Raw genomic sequence first — 18,671 nt, 5'->3', positions numbered from 1 at the left:
ATCACCCGCCAGGCGGACGCACGGACCCCGCGTCGGCCGCGCAGGGCCGGCCTGCGAATCGCCGCGGCGCGGGAAACGGATCAGTCCATCGCCAGCCACACCGGCGCGTGGTCGCTGGGGCGGTCCCAGGTGCGCGGTTCGCGGTCGATGCCGGCGGCAGTCAGGCGCGGGCGCAGGGCCTCGCTGGCCAGAATGAGATCGATGCGCAGCCCGAGGTTGCGGCGAAATCCGGCGGCGCGGTAGTCCCACCAGGAAAAATGTCCGCCCTCGGCTTCGAACAGGCGGAAGCTGTCGTGCAGGCCCAGCCCGAACAGCCGCCGCAGCGCCGCGCGCTCGGCGGTGGACGTCAGGATGCTGTCGTCGCCCCAGACCGCAGGATCGTGCACGTCCCGATCCTCCGGCGCGATATTGAAATCGCCCAGCACGACAAGCTCGGGATGGCGCGCGCGCTCGGCCGCGATCCAGTCGTGCGCGGCGGCGAGCCAGCGCAGCTTGTAGTCGTATTTTTCGCTGCCGACCGACTGCCCGTTGACCACATAGAGATCGATCACGCGCACGCCGTCCACGGTGGCCGCAAGCACGCGCGCCTGATCGTCCTCGAAGCCGGAAATGCCGGCCTGCACGTCGGAAATCACCCGCTCGCGCGCAAGAATCGCCACGCCGTTGTACGTCTTCTGCCCGTGGAACACGCTGCGATACCCGGCCTGCGCCAGTGCATCGGCCGGAAAGCGCGCGTCCTCGAGCTTGGTTTCCTGCAGCCCCACCACATCCGGCTGCGCCCGGCCCAGCCAGTCGAGCAGGTGCGGCAGCCGCACATTGAGCGAATTGACGTTCCAGCTGGCGATTTTCATGGGCGATCCACGGTGGGTGCCCGGCCATTCTGGCGCGCACCCGGGAAAACCGGTAGCCCGCGCAGGTCACCAGCAGGCCGCCCTGCACGCACGCCGCCATCGACACTCACGGCACCGCGGTCAGCTCGTTGGCGTCCAGGTAGCCGTCGTTGTCGAGGTCGAGCCGGTCGAACATGCGGGTCAGGGCGCGGCGGCGGGATTCGAGCGTGGTGGCGGTGCGCAGGCGGACGCCGGCGGGCATTTCACTGGCCGACAGCACGCCGTCGCCGTTGCGGTCCATGGCGTGGAATCCCTGGCTCAGGTAGTCCTGATACTCGGCCAGCGAGACGCGCCCGTCGCCATCGGTATCGAACCAGCCCAGGTACTCGCTGCGGCTGGCCTGCGCCTGGGTGGCGAAGGAAGCGGACAGCAGCGCCGCGGCGACCGCGCAGGCGTGACGCAGGCGCAGGGACGCGGAACCTTCGGACGGGCGAGGGTACATCGGCGGCATTGGATTCTCCCTGGGCGGATCATCGCCGCCTTTGCCGGCAAAGTCACCGCGCCGCGTCGCATTCCGGGCGTTCCGGCACGACAATCAGGTGCCCCGTCACGCTTTGCCCGCCATGCCCGAACTTCCCGAGGTCGAAACCACCTGCCGCGGCATCGCGCCGCACGTCGTCGGACGCCGCGTGCGCGCGGCGGTGCTGCGGCGGCCCGACCTGCGCTGGCCGATTCCACGCGAAATCGGCGAGGAGTTGCCCGGTCAGCGCATCGACGCGGTGCGGCGGCGCGCGAAATACCTGCTGCTCGATGCCCGGTCGGGCAGCGTGATCGTGCACCTGGGGATGTCGGGCAACCTGCGCGTGCTGGCGCACGACGCGCCGGTACGCGCGCACGACCACGCCGATCTCGTGCTCGATGATGGCCACCTCCTGCGCCTGCACGACCCGCGCCGCTTCGGGGCGCTGCTGTGGCAGCCGGCGGGCACGCTGCATCCGCTGCTGGCCGGCCTCGGACCCGAGCCGCTGTCGGATGATTTCAATGCCGACTGGCTCGCGCGCGCGGCGGCGGGACGGAGCGCGCCGGTCAAGCATTTCCTGATGGACCAGCACATCGTGGTGGGCGTGGGAAACATCTACGCCGCCGAGGCGCTGTTTCGCGCCGGCATCCATCCCGGCCGGGCCGCCGGGCGCATTGCCTTGGCGCGCTGGGAGCGGCTCGCGCTGGCGGTGAAGGACATCCTCGCGCGGGCGATCGCGCGCGGCGGCACCACGCTGCGCGATTTTCTCGCGCCGGACGGCGCACCGGGCTATTTCGAGCAGGAACTGTCCGTCTACGGCCGCGCCGGACAGCCCTGCAAGGCCTGCGGCGGCACGCTGCGCGCCGCCGACTGGGGCCAGCGCGCGACGGTGTACTGTCCGCGCTGCCAGCGCTGAGTCCGCGCCCTTGCGTCAATCCGGCATCGCTGCGAACGCCGGATCGCGCCGCAGCTCGGTCGCCAGCGGCGGAATCACCAAGGTGGTGTACTCCTTGTAGCTGGCCTCCGGCAGGTCGCAAAGGCGCAGGCGTTCGGCGCGGAAGACATCGATGGGAAGCTGCGCGGCTTCGTAGAGGATCACCTCGTGCTCGGTCGGATACCAGCGCGCAAGTTTTTTGACCAGCGCGCGCAGTCCGTCCGGATCGGCCTCGAGGCGGGTGCAGGACCAGTCGCCTGCCAGCGCCACCTGCCACAGCAGCACCGGCCCCTGCGGGTCGATCAGGCGGTCGTAGCAGAGGAAGTGTGTGGCCTCCAGCGACTGCACGCCGCGCTGTCCGGGGTCGATTCCCAAGTCGGCATACAGGCAGGCTTCGGCCGAGATGCCCGGCTCCATGCGCGCCACCAGCCCCTCGGCGCGCGCCTTGCGGATCACCCGGTGCGGGACATCGGCAAAGACGCCCGGGTGGCCGTAGAACACGGCACAGACCGCCTTGCCGGCGCGCACTTCGCGCATGATCGCCGCGTCGATGTCGCGGTAGGTTTCGCGCCGGTCCCGGCCCGGCGCGTAGTGCAGGCCGAGATTGACGGCATCGGGGCGCAGGCGCGTGATCATGGCCAACGCGAAGGGATCGGCCAGGCAGAACACCACCTGCGCCTGCTGGATTTCCGACAGCGCGCGCTCGCTGACGTGACGGCCGAACTGGATGCCGCAGCCCACCACCACGAGGCTGCCGGTCGACGCCTCGAGCGTCGAATCGGGTACCTCCTCGTTCCAGCAGGCGAGACGGTCGCGCCCCTGTCGCTTGGCCTGGTACAGCGCCTTGTCGGCACGGTGGAGGAGTTGTTCGAACGAGTCCGTGCGCGCATCGGTCTGGCAGATGCCGGCGCTGATGGTGAACGCCATCGGCCGGTCGTGGACGACGACGGGAACGATCCGTTCGCGCAGGCGCTGCAGCAGCGCCTTGGCCTGCGCGACATCGCCCTCGATCAGGATCATGAACTCGTCGCCGCCGCGCCGCGCCGCGATGCCGCGATCGCCCACCACGTCGCGGATCCAGGTGCCCATCGCGCACAGCGCCTCGTCGCCGGCCGCGTGCCCGTGGGTGTCGTTGATCTGCTTGAAGAGGTCGATGTCCACCGCGATGGCGGTGAACGGGACGCCCGCCTGCCCGGCCCGCGCGAAGGCGGCTTCGCCAACCTTGCGCAGATGCTGGTGGTTGATGAGACGGGTGAGTCCGTCGTGCTCGGCTCCCCAGCGATAGCGCTTGCGGTCGCGCAAGGTGCGACGCAGCAGCAGCAGCAGCAGCACGAACGAGGCCACCAGGCCGACGAGGCCGGTCGCCAGCAGGAGCTGACGCCTGTGCGCGGAGGTCGCGTTCGCCTCGGCCAGCGCCTTCTCGGCTTCCAGCAGCGAGATCTTCTGCTCCTTGAGCTGGGTGTCGAACTCGATCTGCAGATAGGCCAGCCGCCGTGCTCGGGCGCGGCGCTCGGCCTCCTGCGAGTGCTTCATGGCCTCTTTGAGGTGCGCCAGGCTCGCCTGGGTGTCGCCGCGTGATTCGGCGAGAGCCGAGCGGAGCTTCTCGACTTCGGCCAGGCTCAGCGCCGCGGGGTGGTGATCGCGATAGCGCGCGGCGAGATCGGACAGCAGCGCGTCCGCCCGACGCGGCTCCTCGCCAAGGGCAACCAGGCTCCGGGCGATCAGGAGCCTGGCGTCGCTGGCACCGGCGTCATAGGCATGGGCCTCGTAGTCGACCAGCGATGTCTCGCCCCATTCCAGGGCCTGCCGGTTCAACCCCTGCATTGCCAGCGCCATGCCGAGGCCATACTTGCCATTGGCGGCGAACAGCGCATCGCCGGCGCGGGTGCAGGCCTCGACCTGACGCTCGCGCCACTGCTGCGCGATCCCGAAAATCTCATCGCTTTCATAGGCGATGGCGAGCGCCGTCATCGCGTGACAGAGCGGGAGCGGGTCGGTGCTGGCCTCTGCTGCGCGGACGGCGCGCACGCCCAGATCGAGCGCGCGCCCGGTCTCGCCGACCGTGGCGTAAAGCTGGGCCGCGGCACCCAGCATCCGCGCTGCCTCCTCAGGTGCCGCCGGCAGGTAGGGCATGGCCTCGTTGAGCAGGGAGAACGCCTGCGGCCAGTCTTCGAAGATGGTGGCGATGCTGATGGTGGTGACATACACGCGCATCCGCAGCACCACCGGCAGGTCATCATGAGCCAGCAGCTGCATCAGCCCGCGCTGCGCGCCGACATAGTCCCCGGACAGGGCCAAGTTGCGCAGCCGTTCGTAATCCTTCTCGTCCGCTGCCGGATCCGTGTGGGTGATGCCTTCCGACGGGCGCTGGGCAAACGCCGCCTGCACCCCGAATGCGCCCGCGGGAAGTTCGGCATCAGCCTCATTCCAGGCAGCCGATGCCACGCGGCCGGCATCAAACGCCAAGCCCGACGCCGCCAGGATCAGCGCGCTCAGGACAGTGAAGATTCTGGCCATGCGGAATCGCGGAGCGGCCGCCCGGTTATTCGTCGTAGGCCCGAACGATGTGGTTGGTGGCGAACTGGCCATCGCTCAAACCGGTGAGGCGCTTGATCGTGGCGTAGTCCTTCTCGCGCAGCGCGCGACTCTCTTCTTCCGAAAGGCCGGCCTTGCGCATCACCGCATCGGCATCGGCCTCGTAGTCGCGGGCGAGCTCCGCGCTGCGGCCCAGCTCGCGCATGAACTCCAACAGTTTCGACATGCCGTGATCCCCCTGATCAAATGACGCTACCCCGCCGACAGGCCACCTGTGCGGCCCCCGGCACTGGGCAAAAAGTGCGGCGATTGCGACCCATCCCGCAAGATCGGAACGCGATGCGCGACGGTATCACAGATGCGCCGGCGCGAGCACTCCGGCGACCCGGATTCTTCTGTTCGAGCGCGTGCGGCACGCGTGCTGGCGCACGCCTCACGGCACGCGCGCAATCGCCACGGCGCGCACTTCGCGTGCGCCGGCGCGCAGCAGGACGCGCGCGGCCTCGTCCAGGGTGGCACCGGTGGTAATGACGTCATCGACCAATACCACGATGCCCGCCTGCGGCGCGGCCTGGAACGCACCGCGCAGGTTGCGCCGGCGCGCGGCGGCGTCGAGCGTGGTCTGGGCCGGCGTTGCACGGGAGCGGCGCATGCTGTAGCCGTCGACCGGCAGCGCGTGCGGGGCAGCCAGACAGCGCGCCAGTTCCAGCGCCTGGTTGTAGCCGCGCTGGCCCAGCCGGGTGTGATGCAGCGGAACCGGCACCACGCGCTCGGCACCGACCCATCCGGGCCATTGGGCCAGCCGCCGCGCGGCCAGTTCGCCGAGCACGCGCCCGCAGGCCAGGTCGCGGTGGAACTTGAAGCGCGGCACCAGTTGCGCGATCGCCGCCTCGTAGCGCCATGCGGCGGCGGCCAACGCAAACGCCGGAGGATCGGCCAGGCACGCGCCGCAGGCCGGAGCGGCCGCCTCCAGCGGCAGCGCGCAGCGCGGACACGCCGGCTCGTTCAGCGCCAGGGCGGCGGCGCAGGCGTGGCACAGATCCCGCGATCCCGCGCGCGCACCGCAGATCAGACAGCGCGCCGGCAACAGGCCGAACGACAGGCTGCTGCGAAGGCGCGACACGATCACGGGCAGGCGGTTGACAGACATCGATTCGGTTTCCAGACTGCGTACACTGTGCCACCGGCGACCCACTCGCGCGATCCCGATGCCGCTACTGCCTGCCAGCGCTGCCCGTCCCCGGAGCCGCCGCGCCGCGTCGTTCGGCACGCCGCCCTGCGCCACCAGGCGATGCGCACAATGAGCGGGGTGAAGTCACGCAACCAGGCCCGGCCGGCGCTCTGGCCTCGCGGCGATGATCCGCACCAGGCCACGCTGGCGAGCAGCCTGTCGCCGCGTCGACGCATCGCGGCCCGCGAGGGCATCGCGATCGAAATCAACGGGCGGGTGCTGCGCGACTTCAGCAGCGCCGACTCGCTGGGCCTGGCGCAGCATCCGGCGGTGGTCGCGGCGCTGCAGGAGGCCGCCGCGTGGCGCGGCGTGGGCACCGGCGCGACGCCCCAATCCGGCGCGGCATTTGCCGAGCACCATGCGCTGGAGCAGGCCGTGGCGCAATGGCAGGGCTATCCGCGCGCGCTGGCCTTTGGCTCGGCCTACCTTGCCAACCTCGCGGTGATGCAAGCCCTGTTGCGCGAAGGCGACCTGTGCGTGCAGGACCATCTCAACCATGCCAGCCTGGCCGATGCCGCCCGGCTCGCGGGGGCGCAGCTGCGCCACTATCCCCACGCCTTGCCGGACGGGGCGCTGAAGCTGCTGCAGGACAGCCCCGCGGCCGCCGCGCTGCTTGCATCCGACGGTGTGTTCGCCATGGACGGTGACCTGGCACCGCTGAAGCTGCTTGCGATGCTGGCGCGGGCCGAAAACGCAACCCTGCATGTGAGCGATGCGCACGGCGTGGGCGTGGTCGGCCCCGAAGGGCGCGGCAGCGTTGCCCACGCCGGCCTTGGCGTGCGAGAAGTGCCGCTGCAGTTGCTTGCATTGGACACGGCGCTCGGCGCTTCGGGGGCCGTCCTGGTTGGACCGGACGCGCTGCTCGAGGCCATCGCGCAGCGCGCCTCGACCTGCCTCCATGCGACCCTGATGCCACCGGCACTCGCCGCAGCGGCGCTGCGTGCGCTGGAAATTTCGCGCGCGGAAAGCTGGCGACGCTTCAAACTCGCAGCCCTGGTCGCACGCTTCCGGCGCGGCGCGCAGCAGCTCGGCCTTCCGATGGTGGATTCGACCACGCCCATCCAGCCGATCCTGGTGGGTGCCAATGCCGCCGCCGTGGCCGCGGCGCGCGTGCTCGAACAGGCGGGCTTCCGCGTCGACGCGATGCGTCCGCCCACCGCGCCGGACGGCCGCGCGCGGCTGCGCGTGCTGCTCAGCGCGCTGCACGAGGACGCGGACATCGACGCCCTGCTGGAGGCGCTCGCGCGGGTGCTGCGCGCCGCGGCCGTGATCAACGCCTGAGTCCTCCACTGTCGCCGATGTTCATCCGGACACTTGGAAACGGGCCGCCGCTCGTGCTGATCCACGGCTGGGCGATGCACGGCGGCGTGTTCGAGCCCTTGCTCGGGCACCTCGCGCATGACTTCACCATCCACTTGGTCGATCTGCCCGGTCACGGGCGCAGCCGCGGAGAGCTGGAGCTCGCACCGCATGCCACCGCGGATGCGCTGCTCCAGCGCGTCCCCGCCGGCGCGATCTGGGTCGGCTGGTCGCTGGGCGGACTCTTCGCACTCAAGGCCGCGGCGCGTGCGCCCGAGCGGATTCGGGCACTGGCGGCGGTGGCCTCCAGCCCGCGCTTCGTGGCGGGCGATGGCTGGGACTTCGGCACCCGGCCGCAGGTGTTCGAGCAGTTCGCCGCAGGGCTGGCGCAGGACTTCACCGCCACGATCGAACGCTTCCTGGCGCTGGAGGCGGCCGGCTCATCGCTCGATGCAGCGACGCTTCGCGCACTGGAGGCACGCGCCTTCGAACACGGCCGGCCTTCGGCAAGGGCACTGGAGCAGGGCCTGGAGGTGCTGCAGGCCGCGGACCTGCGCGCCGTCGTCGGCACGCTGGCGATGCCCTCGCTCTGGCTCGCCGGCCGGCGCGATCGCATGGTGTCGCCCGCCGCGATGCGCTGGGCCGCGGATGCCGCGCCGAGCGGACGCTACTTGGAACTAGACACCGGCCACATGCCCTTCCTGACCGAGTCGGGGCGCGTCGCCGCGGCCCTGCGTGAGCTCGCCGCGCGCGCGGCGTGAATCCACGCCGTCCTTGTTCGGACGTGCGGCGGCGGGGCAGCCCGATACCGCGCACAAAAAAGACCCGCCTTGCGGCGGGTCTTTTCGTGTGGCAGCCCCGGATGGATTCGAACCACCGAATGCCTGAGTCAGAGTCAGGTGCCTTACCGCTTGGCGACGGGGCTAGAAGCTCGACTGTGCGCCGATATCAGCGCTTGGAGAACTGCGTGGCGCGACGTGCCTTGTGCAGGCCGACCTTCTTGCGCTCCACTTCGCGGGCGTCGCGGGTCATGAACCCGGCGCGGCGCAGGTCGCCTTTGAGGTTCTCGTCGTACTCGACCAGCGCGCGGGCAAGGCCCAGTCGGATCGCACCGGCCTGGCCGGTGATGCCGCCACCTTCCACCGTGACCAGCACGTCGAACTTGTCGTTCATCCGGGTCAGCTCAAGCGGCTGGCGAACGATCATGCGCGCGGTCTCGCGGCCGAAGAACTGCTCGATCGAACGATGGTTGATCGTGATCACGCCGGAACCCGGGCGCAGGAACACGCGGGCGGTGGAGGACTTGCGACGGCCGGTGCCGTAGTTCTGCTGGATTGCCATGGGCGTCTACTCAGATGTCCAGCACTTGCGGCTGCTGGGCGGTGTGCGGATGATTCGGACCGGCATAGACCTTGAGCTTGCGGAACATCTCGCGGCCCAGCGTGTTCTTCGGCAGCATGCCCTTCACGCCGATCTCGATGACGCGCTCGGGGTGGCGATCCAGCGCCTGGCCGAGGGTCTCGGTCTTGAGGTTGCCGATATGGCCGGTGAAGCGGTGATACTTCTTGTCCTGCACCTTGTTGCCGGTGGTGTGGATCTTCTCGGCATTGATGACGACCAGATAGTCACCGGTGTCCACGTGCGGGGTATAGACGGGCTTGTGCTTGCCGCGCAGGCGGGTAGCGAGCTCGGAGCACAGGCGGCCCAGCGTCTTGCCGCTGGCGTCGACCACGTACCAGTCGCGCTTGACGGTCTCGGGCTTGGCGCTGAAGGTCTTCATGACAGCTACTCGAAAAAAACGGTTGGCTTGCTGAAAAGGCAAGACGAAAGACGCGGAATGATACGGGATCGACGAGACCCGCGCAACATTCCGGAGATTCGTGGCCGGCCAGAGGCATGCGCCCCGGCGAGGAATCCGGCCTGGCACGCTGTTCGCGGCGACCGGGCCGGCCATGATACGGCAGTTCAAGCCGTTCGCCAAGCGATGCCGCGCGAAGGCGGTGCGGCACGCGCCTGCCCGGCGACCGCGCGCGGTCGCGCCGACGTCCCGTGCGAAGCCTGCCGCGCGGCATTCCCGTAGGATGCGGGCAGAGCCGGCGCAGTCCGGCGCGATGAAGGGCGGGAGTCGATGGTCGCAGGCTGGGTTCTGCTGGCGGTATCGCTGGGCTATGTCGCGCTGCTGTTCGCGGTGGCCTACTTCGGCGACCGGCGACCGCTGTATCCCGAGCGCACGCCGCTGCGGCCGATCATCTACAGCCTGGCGCTGGCGGTGTACTGCTCTTCCTGGACCTTCTATGGCGCCGTCGGCACGGCGGCGTCTTCCGGCTGGGGCTTCCTCCCGATCTACCTCGGGCCCATCCTGATTTTCGCCTTCGGGCTGGGGCTGCTGCAGCGCCTGGTGCAGGTGACGCACGAGCAGAACATCACCTCGATCGCGGATTTCGTGGGTTCGCGCTACGGCAAGTCGCAGGGCCTGGCGGCGCTGGTCACGATCGTCGCGCTGATCGCCGCGGTGCCTTACCTCGCGCTGCAGTTCAAGGCCGGCGCGATGAGCATCGAGGTTCTGAGCGGCCTGGGCCACCGCGGCCCGCCGGCACCGCTGCGCGAGCCGGCGTTCTACCTGGCGGCGCTGTTGGCCGTCTTTTCCATCCTGTTCGGAACCCGCCAGATCGATGCCACCGAGCACCACCACGGGCTGATGCTGGCGGTGGCGCTGGAATCCCTGGTCAAGCTGCTGGCCTTCGTCGCGGTCGGGCTGTTTGCCTGGGCGCAGGTTTCCGATGGCTTCCTCGCCCGCTTCCAGGCCTCGGCGCTGGGCAGCACCGCCCTGCCGCCGGGTTTCCTTTCGCAGCTGCTGCTGGCCTTTCTCGCGATCATCTGCCTGCCGCGTCAGTTCCAGGTGGGCGTGGTGGAATGCGAGGATCCCGGGGACGTGAAGCGGGCGCGCTGGCTGTTCCCGGCGTATCTGGCGATCATCAGCCTGCTGGTCGTGCCGATCGCGCTGGCCGGCATCAGCGCCTTCGGCGGCTCGTCGGTGGACCCGGATACCTACGTGCTGATGCTGCCGCTCGCGCACGGTCAGGACGCGCTCGCGCTGGTGGCCTTTCTGGGCGGGTTTTCCGCCGCCACCGGCATGGTGATCGTGGCGACCGTGGCGCTGGCGACGATGGTTTCCAACGAATTGATCATGCCGCTGGCGCTGCGCCTGCGCTGGGTCGACGCGCATCCTGCGCGGGATCTGTCACGCGTCGTGCTCGGCATCCGCCGCGCCGCCATCGTGGCGCTGGCGATGGCGGCCTATGTCTATTACCGGGTCACCGTGGACCAGGAGGGGCTGGCGCAAATCGGCCTGCTGGCCTTTGCCGCCGTGGCGCAGTTCGCGCCGGCCATCATCGGCGGGCTGTACTGGCACGGTGCCAGCCGGGCCGGTGCCTACGCCGGCCTCGTCGCCGGCTTCCTGATCTGGATGTACACGCTGCTGCTGCCGACCGTGGCCGCCTCCGTCGGCCTGGAACCGCGCTGGATCAGCGAGGGTGTCTTCGGGCTCGCCCTGCTGCGGCCCAATGCGCTGTTCGGCCTGTCGGGCTGGGATCCGCTCACGCACGGCGTGTTCTGGTCGCTGCTGTTCAACATCGCCGGCTTCGTCTTCCTGAGCCTGCGCTACCGGCCCGCGGTGCAGGATCGCCTGCGCGCGCTGCCGTTCGTCGAACCCTGGACGCAGCGCCCGGCCAGCGCCGAGGGCGAGTGGCGCGGGCGCATCTCGGTGGCGGATCTGCGCACCATTGTCGAGCGCATCGTCGGTGCGCGCGCGGTGGAGCGCGCGTTTGCCGATTACCGCGAGCAGAGCGGGCGCGATCTCGCGCCGGGTGATGCCGCCGATCGCAGCCTGCTGCAGCACACCGAACGCCTCCTGTCGGCCTCGATCGGCGCTGCCACCGCGCGCCGCATGCTGACCACGGCGCTGCGCGGCACCGGCATGGATCTGGGCGAGGTGGTGGCGCTGCTGGACGAAACCTCGCAGGAGCTGCGCTTCAACCGCGCCCTGCTCGCCGCCACGCTGGAGAACATCTCCCAGGGCATCAGCGTGATCGACGCCGACATGCGCCTGGTGGCGTGGAACCGGCGCTACATGGAAATGTTCGACTATCCGGACGGTACCGTGTACGTGGGCCGACCGGTGGCCGAGCTGATCCGCTGGAACGCCGAACGCGGCGGCTGCGGGCCGGGCGAGGTGGAGGCACAGGTCGAAAAGCGCATCGCCTTCATGCGACAGGGATCGCCCTATGTGTTCGAGCGGGTGCGCAGCGACGGCAGCGTATACGAGATGCGCGGGCGCGCCATGCCGGGCGGCGGCTACGTCACCACCTACACCGACGTGACCGACTACAAGCGCGTGGAACACGCGCTGATCGAGGCCAACGAGACCCTTGAGCTGCGGGTGCGCGAGCGCACCGGCGAGCTGAGCGAAGCGGTCGAGGCGCAGCGCGCGGCCAAGCTGGAGGCCGAGGTCGCGAACCTGAGCAAGACGAGATTCCTGGCCGGTGCCAGCCACGACCTCCTGCAGCCGCTCAACGCCGCGCGCCTGTTCAGTGCCGCGCTGATGGAAGCGCCCGCCGATGCCGCGGATGCGCGACAGATGGTCGATCGCATCGACAGTGCGCTCAAGAACGCCGAGGATCTGCTCGAAAGCCTGCTGGAAATCTCGCGCCTGGACAGCGGCGCGCTGCGGCCGGAACTCTCCGCGGTATCGGCGCTGCGACTGAGCCAGTCGCTGCACGAGCAGTTCGCCCCGCTCGCCGCCGCGCGCGGGCTGGAGCTGCGGGTGCATGCGCAGGACCTGTGGCTGCACAGCGATCGCCGGCTGCTGCGGCGCATCCTGCAGAACTTCCTCGCCAACGCGCTGCGCTACACCCGCCACGGCGGCGTGCTGCTGTCGCTGCGCCGCCGCGGGAACCACGCGCAGTGGCAGGTGTGGGACACCGGGCCGGGCATCGCGCCCGAACACGTGCGTTCGATCTTCGACGAGTTCGAGCGGCTCGACCAGCCCTCGCCCTGGGGCGAACAGGGGCTCGGTCTGGGGCTGTCGATCTGCGACCGCATCGCGCACATGCTCGGGCACCGCCTCTTCGTCACCTCGCGCCTGGGCCGGGGCAGCGTGTTCGGGCTGGAGGTGCCGATTGCCGAGGCGCCACCGCAACCCGTCGCCGAGCCCGCCGCCGAGCCGGCGCGCGACGTCGCCGGGCTGCGCGTGCTCTGCGTGGACAACGATCCGGCGATCCTGGAGGGCACGGTGGCGCTCCTGGAACGCTGGGGCGTGCGGGTGGCGACCGCGACCGGGCTGGAATCCGCGCTGGGCCGCGTGCGCGAGGCGCGGCCGGATCTCATCCTCATCGATTTCCACCTGGGCGAGGCGCTCGATGGCCTGGCCGCGCTCGACATCCTGCAGCGCGAGGCCGGCGGGCGCTCGGTTCCCGGCGCGCTCATCACCGCCGACAGCAGCGAGGGCCTGGCGCTGCGCGCGCGCAGCGCGGGCTATCCCGTGCTGCAGAAGCCGGTGCGTCCGGCGGCGCTGCGCGCGCTGATCGCCGCGCTGGCGCGGCGTCGCCCGGTTGGCGACAGCGGATCAGGCTGACGCGTCGTCTTCGTCGGACGGTGGCGGCAGGCTGCGTCCATCGAGCGTCAGGCGACCGGCCAGCAGCACGGCCTGGGTGCGGGAGTGCGCGCCGAGCTTGCGCAGGATCGCCGTCATGTGCGCCTTGATCGTGGCCTCGGAAACTTCCAGCTCCCAGGCGATCTGCTTGTTGAGCAGCCCATTGCAAACCATTGCCAGCACGCGGTACTGCTGCGGAGTGAGATCGGCGACCCGTCGCGCAAGGTCTTCTTCCTCCGGATCGAGCGCACCATTGGCGGCAACGCCTGGCGGCAGCCAGGTATCGCCTTCGAGCACCGCGTGGAGCGCCTCCCCGATGGTGTCGATGGTGGCGGATTTGGGAATGAAGCCGACCGCGCCGTGCCCGATCGCGCGGCGCATCAGGGCCGGCTCCTCGCGCGCGGAAACCACGACCACCGGCAGCGCGGGGAAGGTGGCGCGGATGTGTGCCAGCGCACTGAAGCCGTGTGCGCCGGGCATGTTGAGGTCGAGCAGGACCAGATCCGAGGCCGGATGCTCCTCCGCCAGTTCGACCAGCGCCGCGACGCGGTCGGCCTCCAGCAGCCGCGCATCGGGCAGCACCTGCAGCACGGCGCGGCGCATCGCATCGCGAAACAGCGGGTGATCGTCGGCAATCAGGATCGTGGTCATCGATGGATCGGCAACGCGGCGCGGGCACCCCTTGCCCGAGGCCCAAGCATGACCCATCGGGGTGATCCGTGCACGCGTGGGCAGAGCGCAATGTCCATGCCATTGCACCGGTCCCGCGCCGCGGTCCGCGTGGACTAAAATGTGCGGGCTGCGCGCACCCTTCCTGCCGGAGAGCACCGTGAAACCCATACTCAGCCCCGAGCTGCCGAGGCGCGATACGCCGCTGGCCGCCCTGACCCCGCTTTACGCCATCGATGAAGGGGCCCACCTGGCCGCGCTGCTGGACAAGGCGCGGGTGGATGCGGCAACCCAGACCGCTATCCAGAGCACTGCCGAACGCCTGGTGGTGCGAGTGCGCGAAAAGGCCGAGGACCAGGGCGCGATCGAAGCCTTCATGCGCGAGTACGACCTTTCCAGCGAGGAAGGTGTGCTGCTGATGTGCGTGGCCGAGGCGCTGCTGCGCATCCCCGATCAGGAGACCGCGGATCGCCTGATCCGCGACAAGCTGGGCGAGGCGAACTGGGAGACGCACCTGGGGCGCAGCGATTCGGTGCTGGTCAACGCCTCGACCTGGGGCCTGATGCTCACCGGCCGACTGGTCGCTCTGGGCGACGATACCCGCCGCAGCTTCGGCGAGGCGCTGCGCCGCCTGGTCGGGCGCGCGGGCGAGCCGATGATCCGCCTGGCCGTGCGCCAGGCCATGCGCATCATGGGCCACCAGTTCGTCATGGGACGCACCATCGACGAGGCACTCAAGCGCTCGCGCCGCAAGGACAACGTCGCCTATCGCCATTCCTACGACATGCTGGGCGAAGCCGCGCTCACCCAAGCCGACGCCGACCGCTACTTCGAGGCCTACCGCCATGCGATCGAAGCGATCGGCAGCAGCGGCCCCAACGGCAGCTTCGTGGGCACCAGCGTGTTCGCCGCGCCGAGCATCTCGATCAAGCTCTCGGCCCTGCACCCGCGCTACGAGGTGGCCAAGCGCGCGCGTGTCATGGCCGAACTGGCACCGCGCGTGCTCGAGCTGGCGCGGTTGGCGCGGCTCAAGGGCATCGGCTACACCATCGATGCGGAGGAAGCCGACCGCCTGGAGTTGAGCCTGGAGCTGATCGAAAAGGTCTACACCGACCCGTCGATCTCCGGCTGGGAAGGCCTCGGCCTTGCGGTGCAGGCCTACCAGAAGCGCGCGCCGGCCGCGATCGACTGGCTGATCGCGCTGGCGCGCCGGGTGGGCCGCCGCATCCCGGTGCGCCTGGTCAAGGGGGCGTACTGGGATTCGGAGGTCAAGCGCGCCCAGGTCGACGGCCATGTCGGCTATCCGGTGTTCACCCGCAAGCCCAACACCGACGTGAGCTATCTGGCCTGCGCGCGCAAGATGCTGGGCGCGACCGACGCGCTCTACCCGATGTTCGCCAGCCACAACGCCCAGACCATCGCTGCGGTCAACGAGTACGCGCGCCTGGCGCTGGGCAGAAGCGGCGGTGGCGAGGTGTGCCAGTACGAGTTCCAGCGCCTGCACGGCATGGGTCAGGACCTGCACGACGAAGTCGTCTCGCCCAACGCGCTGGACACGCCCTGCCGCGTGTATGCGCCGGTGGGAAGCCACGAAGACCTCCTGCCTTACCTCGTGCGGCGCCTGCTGGAGAACGGGGCCAACTCCAGCTTCGTCAACCGCATCACCGATCCGGCGGTCGCTCCGGCCGATCTCGTGGCCGATCCGGTCGCCACCGTCGCCGGCTTCGACTTCAAACCCCATCCCCACATCCCGCAGCCCGCCGACCTCTACGGCGAAACAAGGAAGAACTCCATGGGCGTCAATCTCGCCAACGATGACGACCTCGCGCGCCTTGCCGAGCAGATCAATGCCGCCGTGCAGCCCTGGGCGGCCACGCCGCTGGTGCCTGGCGCACAGTCGTCCGCGCCGCTGCAGGAGGTGACCAATCCGGCCGACCGCCGCGAGCAGGTCGGCACCTGGCAGGCCGCCGATGCGGCCACCATCGAACGCGCCCTGGCCAATGCCGTGGCGGCACAGCCTGCGTGGGACGCGATGCCCGCAAGCTCCCGCGCCAAGATCCTCGAACATGCGGCCGACCTGCTGCAGGCGCGGATGCCGCAGTTCATGGCGCTGTGCACCAAGGAAGCCGGCAAGACGCTGGCCGACGGCGTGGCCGAAGTGCGCGAGGCGGTGGACTTCCTGCGCTATTACGCCCAGCAGGCGCGCCAGATGCTGGCGCAGGGTACGACGCTTCCCGGCCCCACGGGCGAATCCAACCAGCTCTTCCTGCACGGGCGCGGCGTGTTCGTATGCATCAGCCCGTGGAATTTCCCGCTGGCCATCTTCACCGGCCAGATCGCCGCGGCCCTGGTCGCCGGCAACGCCGTGATCGCCAAACCGGCCGAGCAGACCAACCTGGTCGGCTACCACATGACCCGCCTGCTGCACGAAGCCGGCGTGCCTGCCGATGTGCTGCAGTTCGTACCCGGCGACGGTGCCACCGTGGGCGCGGCGCTGACGGCCGATGCGCGCGTCGCGGGCGTCGCCTTCACCGGCTCCACCCAGACCGCCCGCGCCATCAACCGTGCGCTGGCGGCACGCGATGCCGCGATCGGCGTACTGATCGCCGAAACCGGCGGCCAGAACGCGATGATCGCCGACTCTTCATCACTGCCCGAGCAGCTGGTGAAGGACACCATCTCCGGTGCGTTCGGCTCGGCCGGGCAACGCTGCTCGGCGACCCGCATCCTGTTCGTGCAGCGCGACATCGCCGACAGGGTCATCGCCATGCTCGCCGGGGCCATGGCGGAGCTGAAGGTGGGTGACCCGGGCCTGCTTTCCACCGACGTGGGGCCGGTCATCGACGCCGACGCGCTCGCCATGCTCACCACCCACGCCGAGCGCATGGACGCGGAGGCGCGCCCGATCGCCGTCGTGGCCCCCGGCGAGGACACGGAGCACGGCAGCTTCTTCGCACCGCGCGCCTACGAGATCGACTCGCTGGATCGCCTGCAGCGCGAAATCTTCGGCCCGGTGCTGCACGTGATCCGTTACGACGCCGAAAAGCTCGACGCGGTGATCGACGCCATCAACGCCACCGGCTACGGCCTCACACTCGGCATCCACAGCCGCATCGACGAGACCGTGCAGAAGATTTCCAGCGGCGTGCGCGCCGGCAACTGCTATGTGAACCGCAACATGATCGGCGCGGTGGTGGGCGTGCAGCCGTTCGGCGGCGAGGGGCTTTCGGGCACCGGACCCAAGGCCGGCGGACCGCACTACCTCGCGCGCTTCTGCACTGAGCGCACGCTGACGATCAATACGACGGCGGCGGGTGGCAATGCGTCGCTGCTGACGCTGGAGGATTGAGGGCGCTTCTGCGCGGGCGCGGGATTTCGTCCGCCTCGGCGGCGGCTTGCTGCCTGGCCAATCACCCGCCTTCACCCCCGGTGATACGGGTGATTGGCCAGGATGCTCGCCGCGCGATAGAGCTGCTCCGCCACGATCAGCCGCACCAGCATGTGCGGCAACGTCGCGGGGCCCAGCGCCCAGGACTCCGCCGCGGCCGTCCGCACTTCGGGTGCGTGGCCATCGGGGCCACCGATCAGGAAGGCCAGGTCCTGTCCGCCCGCGCGCCAGTGTTCCAGCCGCGCGGCGAGGTCTTCGGAGGAATGCGGGCGGCCGCCGCCATCGAGCAGCACCACGCGCGCGCCCTTGGGCACCGCTGCCAGCACGCGCGCGCCTTCGTCCTGCATGGCGCGACGCGGGTCGCGGCCCTTGCCCCGCAGCCCCGGCGCGATTTCGACCAGATCCAGCGGCAGCCAGTGGGAGAGCCGCTTGCGGTATTCGGAGAATCCCTCGGTGACCCAGCCGGGCGCGCCCTCGCCGACCGCGATCAGGCGGGCCTTCATGTGCGCGCCGCGCGGCGCTCAGGCGGAGCTTGGCTGGGCATCGTCCTGCGCGGGTGTCTGGGAGCGCGCGCCGTCGCCCCAGAGCCGTTCGAGCATGTACAGCTCGCGCACCCGCGGCAGCATGACGTGGACCACGGCATCGCCCAGGTCCACCAGCACCCATTCGGCTTCGCGCTCGCCTTCCACCCCGATCGGTGCGAATCCAGCCTGTTTGGCGCGCCGCTGGACCTCCTCCGCGATCGACTTGACGTGGCGCGTGGAGGTGCCGGAAGCGACGACCATGAAGTCGGTGACACCGGTCTTGCCGCGCACGTCGATCTCGCGGATGTCGAGGGCCTTGAGGTCTTCCAGGGCGGCGCGGACCACGCGCAGCAGGGAATCGGGGAACGGCGATGCGGCGGTCTGTGCGGACAAACGGCGAACCTTGGTCGGAAGGGACTGGGTCGATTATACGCCGTCCGCCCGCGCTGCCGGATCGCGGTACAGCCGGTGCCGGCCGATGTAGCCGGCGACGGCCTCGGGCACCCACCGCTCCAGCGATTCGCCGGCCGCGCAGCGCGCCCGGATGATGCTGGAAGATTGCGGGTGCGGCGCGATCTGCAGCCGCAGCACCCGTCCGGACGGGGCCGCGCGCAGGTCGGCCGGGGCACTGGCCAGGCGTGACGCCACCGCATTGGCGACGGCGGCGGGCAGGCGGGGCGGCTGCGGGCGGCTGGCGACCACGATGTGGGCCAGTTCGAACAGCTCGGTCCAGCGCGCCCAGCCGGCAAGGCCGGCAAAGGCATCGTCCCCCAGGATCATCGCCAGAGGCGCGTCGATGCCGCGTTCGGCGCGCAGCTCGGTGAGGGTGTCGATGCTGTAGCTTGGGCCGCTGCGGCGCAGCTCACGCGCATCGACGGAAAGGTCCGCGATGCCCACCACCGCAAGCTCGCACATCGCCAGGCGAGCGGTGGCCGGGGCGCGGGCCGGGGCGCGGTGCGGCGGATCTCCGGTGGGAACCAGCGCGACGCTGGCGTCCAGCACGTCGCGCGCGGCCCGCGCCACGGCAAGGTGTCCGAGGTGGATCGGATCGAAGGCGCCGCCATAGATCGCGTGCAGGCGCATGGCCAAAA

The 18,671-nt window shown here is 70.1% G+C and carries 16 protein-coding genes and 1 tRNA gene; 5 read left to right on the top strand and 12 right to left on the bottom strand.

The genetic code is table 11. The features are described 5' to 3' along the window. Nucleotides 1-80 precede the first annotated feature (80 nt). Nucleotides 81-851, bottom strand: coding sequence for an exodeoxyribonuclease III (gene xth / locus WB794_RS09625; protein WP_337335647.1), 771 nt, complete (start codon nt 849-851; stop codon nt 81-83). 106 nt (nt 852-957) lie between these two features. Then, nucleotides 958-1,341 carry an EF-hand domain-containing protein gene (locus tag WB794_RS09620; RefSeq protein WP_337335646.1) on the bottom strand — a complete coding sequence of 128 codons (384 nt, stop codon included), beginning with the start codon at nt 1,339-1,341 and terminating at the stop codon, nt 958-960. A gap of 112 nt (nt 1,342-1,453) precedes the next feature. Here WB794_RS09620 and mutM point away from each other — a divergent pair, with 112 nt between their 5' ends. Continuing rightward, a complete protein-coding gene (mutM, locus tag WB794_RS09615) occupies nt 1,454-2,266 on the top strand; it encodes a bifunctional DNA-formamidopyrimidine glycosylase/DNA-(apurinic or apyrimidinic site) lyase (RefSeq protein WP_337335645.1) in 813 nt (270 codons plus the stop codon). A 15-nt stretch (nt 2,267-2,281) separates the two neighbouring features. Here mutM and WB794_RS09610 read toward each other — a convergent pair whose 3' ends face one another. The 3 genes from WB794_RS09610 to WB794_RS09600 form a co-directional block, all read right to left on the bottom strand. Continuing rightward, a complete protein-coding gene (locus tag WB794_RS09610) occupies nt 2,282-4,801 on the bottom strand; it encodes a diguanylate cyclase domain-containing protein (protein ID WP_337335644.1) in 2,520 nt (839 codons plus the stop codon). A gap of 25 nt (nt 4,802-4,826) precedes the next feature. Next, on the bottom strand, nt 4,827-5,045 hold the full coding sequence (locus WB794_RS09605) for a hypothetical protein (RefSeq protein WP_337335643.1): 219 nt from the start codon (nt 5,043-5,045) through the stop codon (nt 4,827-4,829). Between the two features lie 207 nt (nt 5,046-5,252). After that, nucleotides 5,253-5,969 (bottom strand): ComF family protein, encoded by a 717-nt coding sequence (locus WB794_RS09600; protein WP_337335642.1) that lies wholly within the window; start codon nt 5,967-5,969, stop codon nt 5,253-5,255. Between the two features lie 150 nt (nt 5,970-6,119). Here WB794_RS09600 and WB794_RS09595 point away from each other — a divergent pair, with 150 nt between their 5' ends. Then, nucleotides 6,120-7,331 (top strand): aminotransferase class I/II-fold pyridoxal phosphate-dependent enzyme, encoded by a 1,212-nt coding sequence (locus WB794_RS09595; RefSeq protein WP_337335641.1) that lies wholly within the window; start codon nt 6,120-6,122, stop codon nt 7,329-7,331. 17 nt (nt 7,332-7,348) lie between these two features. After that, a complete protein-coding gene (gene bioH / locus WB794_RS09590) occupies nt 7,349-8,110 on the top strand; it encodes a pimeloyl-ACP methyl ester esterase BioH (RefSeq protein WP_337335640.1) in 762 nt (253 codons plus the stop codon). Between the two features lie 89 nt (nt 8,111-8,199). Here the strand turns inward: bioH and WB794_RS09585 are convergent. From WB794_RS09585 to rplM, 3 genes are all read right to left on the bottom strand, one after another. After that, a tRNA-Gln gene (locus WB794_RS09585) sits at nt 8,200-8,274 on the bottom strand. A gap of 23 nt (nt 8,275-8,297) precedes the next feature. Further along, the gene (gene rpsI / locus WB794_RS09580) at nt 8,298-8,690 is read right to left on the bottom strand and encodes a 30S ribosomal protein S9 (protein WP_337335639.1); all 393 of its coding nucleotides are present in this window, start codon (nt 8,688-8,690) and stop codon (nt 8,298-8,300) included. A gap of 10 nt (nt 8,691-8,700) precedes the next feature. After that, complete coding sequence (gene rplM, locus WB794_RS09575; protein WP_337335638.1) at nt 8,701-9,129, bottom strand: 50S ribosomal protein L13; 429 nt, start codon at nt 9,127-9,129, stop codon at nt 8,701-8,703. A 348-nt stretch (nt 9,130-9,477) separates the two neighbouring features. Between rplM and WB794_RS09570 the strand changes: the two genes are divergently transcribed. Further along, nucleotides 9,478-12,981 carry a PAS domain-containing hybrid sensor histidine kinase/response regulator gene (locus tag WB794_RS09570; protein ID WP_337335637.1) on the top strand — a complete coding sequence of 1,168 codons (3,504 nt, stop codon included), beginning with the start codon at nt 9,478-9,480 and terminating at the stop codon, nt 12,979-12,981. Here WB794_RS09570 and WB794_RS09565 read toward each other — a convergent pair. Further along, nucleotides 12,973-13,650, bottom strand: coding sequence for a response regulator transcription factor (locus WB794_RS09565; protein WP_337335636.1), 678 nt, complete (start codon nt 13,648-13,650; stop codon nt 12,973-12,975). The two genes, WB794_RS09570 and WB794_RS09565, sit on opposite strands and share 9 nt — an antisense overlap. A 139-nt stretch (nt 13,651-13,789) precedes the next feature. On the opposite strand from WB794_RS09565, the gene putA reads away from it, so the two are divergent. Next, a complete protein-coding gene (gene putA / locus WB794_RS09560) occupies nt 13,790-17,017 on the top strand; it encodes a bifunctional proline dehydrogenase/L-glutamate gamma-semialdehyde dehydrogenase PutA (RefSeq protein ID WP_337335635.1) in 3,228 nt (1,075 codons plus the stop codon). 71 nt (nt 17,018-17,088) lie between these two features. Here the strand turns inward: putA and rlmH are convergent, their stop codons facing one another. The 3 genes from rlmH to nadD are packed head-to-tail and all read right to left on the bottom strand — an operon-like array spanning nt 17,089 to nt 18,663. Next, nucleotides 17,089-17,559: a 23S rRNA (pseudouridine(1915)-N(3))-methyltransferase RlmH gene (gene rlmH, locus WB794_RS09555; RefSeq protein WP_337335634.1), complete on the bottom strand. Its 471-nt coding sequence runs from the start codon at nt 17,557-17,559 to the stop codon at nt 17,089-17,091. Nucleotides 17,560-17,577: 18 nt separating this feature from the next. Further along, a complete protein-coding gene (gene rsfS, locus WB794_RS09550) occupies nt 17,578-17,973 on the bottom strand; it encodes a ribosome silencing factor (protein ID WP_337335633.1) in 396 nt (131 codons plus the stop codon). Nucleotides 17,974-18,006: 33 nt separating this feature from the next. Beyond that, on the bottom strand, nt 18,007-18,663 hold the full coding sequence (gene nadD / locus WB794_RS09545) for a nicotinate-nucleotide adenylyltransferase (protein WP_337335632.1): 657 nt from the start codon (nt 18,661-18,663) through the stop codon (nt 18,007-18,009). Nucleotides 18,664-18,671: the final 8 nt, after the last annotated feature.

Origin of the sequence: Denitratimonas tolerans, assembly GCF_037203605.1 — a bacterium.
GTDB lineage: Bacteria > Pseudomonadota > Gammaproteobacteria > Xanthomonadales > Xanthomonadaceae > Denitratimonas > Denitratimonas tolerans.
Note: the sequence above shows the minus strand (reverse complement) of the source record. Positions and strands in the feature narration are given on the sequence as shown.

Coding starts and splice junctions, on each gene's coding strand:
- WB794_RS09610 (WP_337335644.1), bottom strand. CDS start 4,801: ATGGCCAGAATCTTCACTGTCCTGAGCGCGCTGATCCTGGCGGCGTCG.
- xth (WP_337335647.1), bottom strand. CDS start 851: ATGAAAATCGCCAGCTGGAACGTCAATTCGCTCAATGTGCGGCTGCCG.
- bioH (WP_337335640.1), top strand. CDS start 7,349: ATGTTCATCCGGACACTTGGAAACGGGCCGCCGCTCGTGCTGATCCAC.
- WB794_RS09605 (WP_337335643.1), bottom strand. CDS start 5,045: ATGTCGAAACTGTTGGAGTTCATGCGCGAGCTGGGCCGCAGCGCGGAG.
- rlmH (WP_337335634.1), bottom strand. CDS start 17,559: ATGAAGGCCCGCCTGATCGCGGTCGGCGAGGGCGCGCCCGGCTGGGTC.
- WB794_RS09600 (WP_337335642.1), bottom strand. CDS start 5,969: ATGTCTGTCAACCGCCTGCCCGTGATCGTGTCGCGCCTTCGCAGCAGC.
- nadD (WP_337335632.1), bottom strand. CDS start 18,663: ATGCGCCTGCACGCGATCTATGGCGGCGCCTTCGATCCGATCCACCTC.
- WB794_RS09570 (WP_337335637.1), top strand. CDS start 9,478: ATGGTCGCAGGCTGGGTTCTGCTGGCGGTATCGCTGGGCTATGTCGCG.
- WB794_RS09620 (WP_337335646.1), bottom strand. CDS start 1,341: ATGCCGCCGATGTACCCTCGCCCGTCCGAAGGTTCCGCGTCCCTGCGC.
- rplM (WP_337335638.1), bottom strand. CDS start 9,129: ATGAAGACCTTCAGCGCCAAGCCCGAGACCGTCAAGCGCGACTGGTAC.
- WB794_RS09595 (WP_337335641.1), top strand. CDS start 6,120: ATGAGCGGGGTGAAGTCACGCAACCAGGCCCGGCCGGCGCTCTGGCCT.
- rpsI (WP_337335639.1), bottom strand. CDS start 8,690: ATGGCAATCCAGCAGAACTACGGCACCGGCCGTCGCAAGTCCTCCACC.
- putA (WP_337335635.1), top strand. CDS start 13,790: ATGTGCGGGCTGCGCGCACCCTTCCTGCCGGAGAGCACCGTGAAACCC.
- mutM (WP_337335645.1), top strand. CDS start 1,454: ATGCCCGAACTTCCCGAGGTCGAAACCACCTGCCGCGGCATCGCGCCG.
- WB794_RS09565 (WP_337335636.1), bottom strand. CDS start 13,650: ATGACCACGATCCTGATTGCCGACGATCACCCGCTGTTTCGCGATGCG.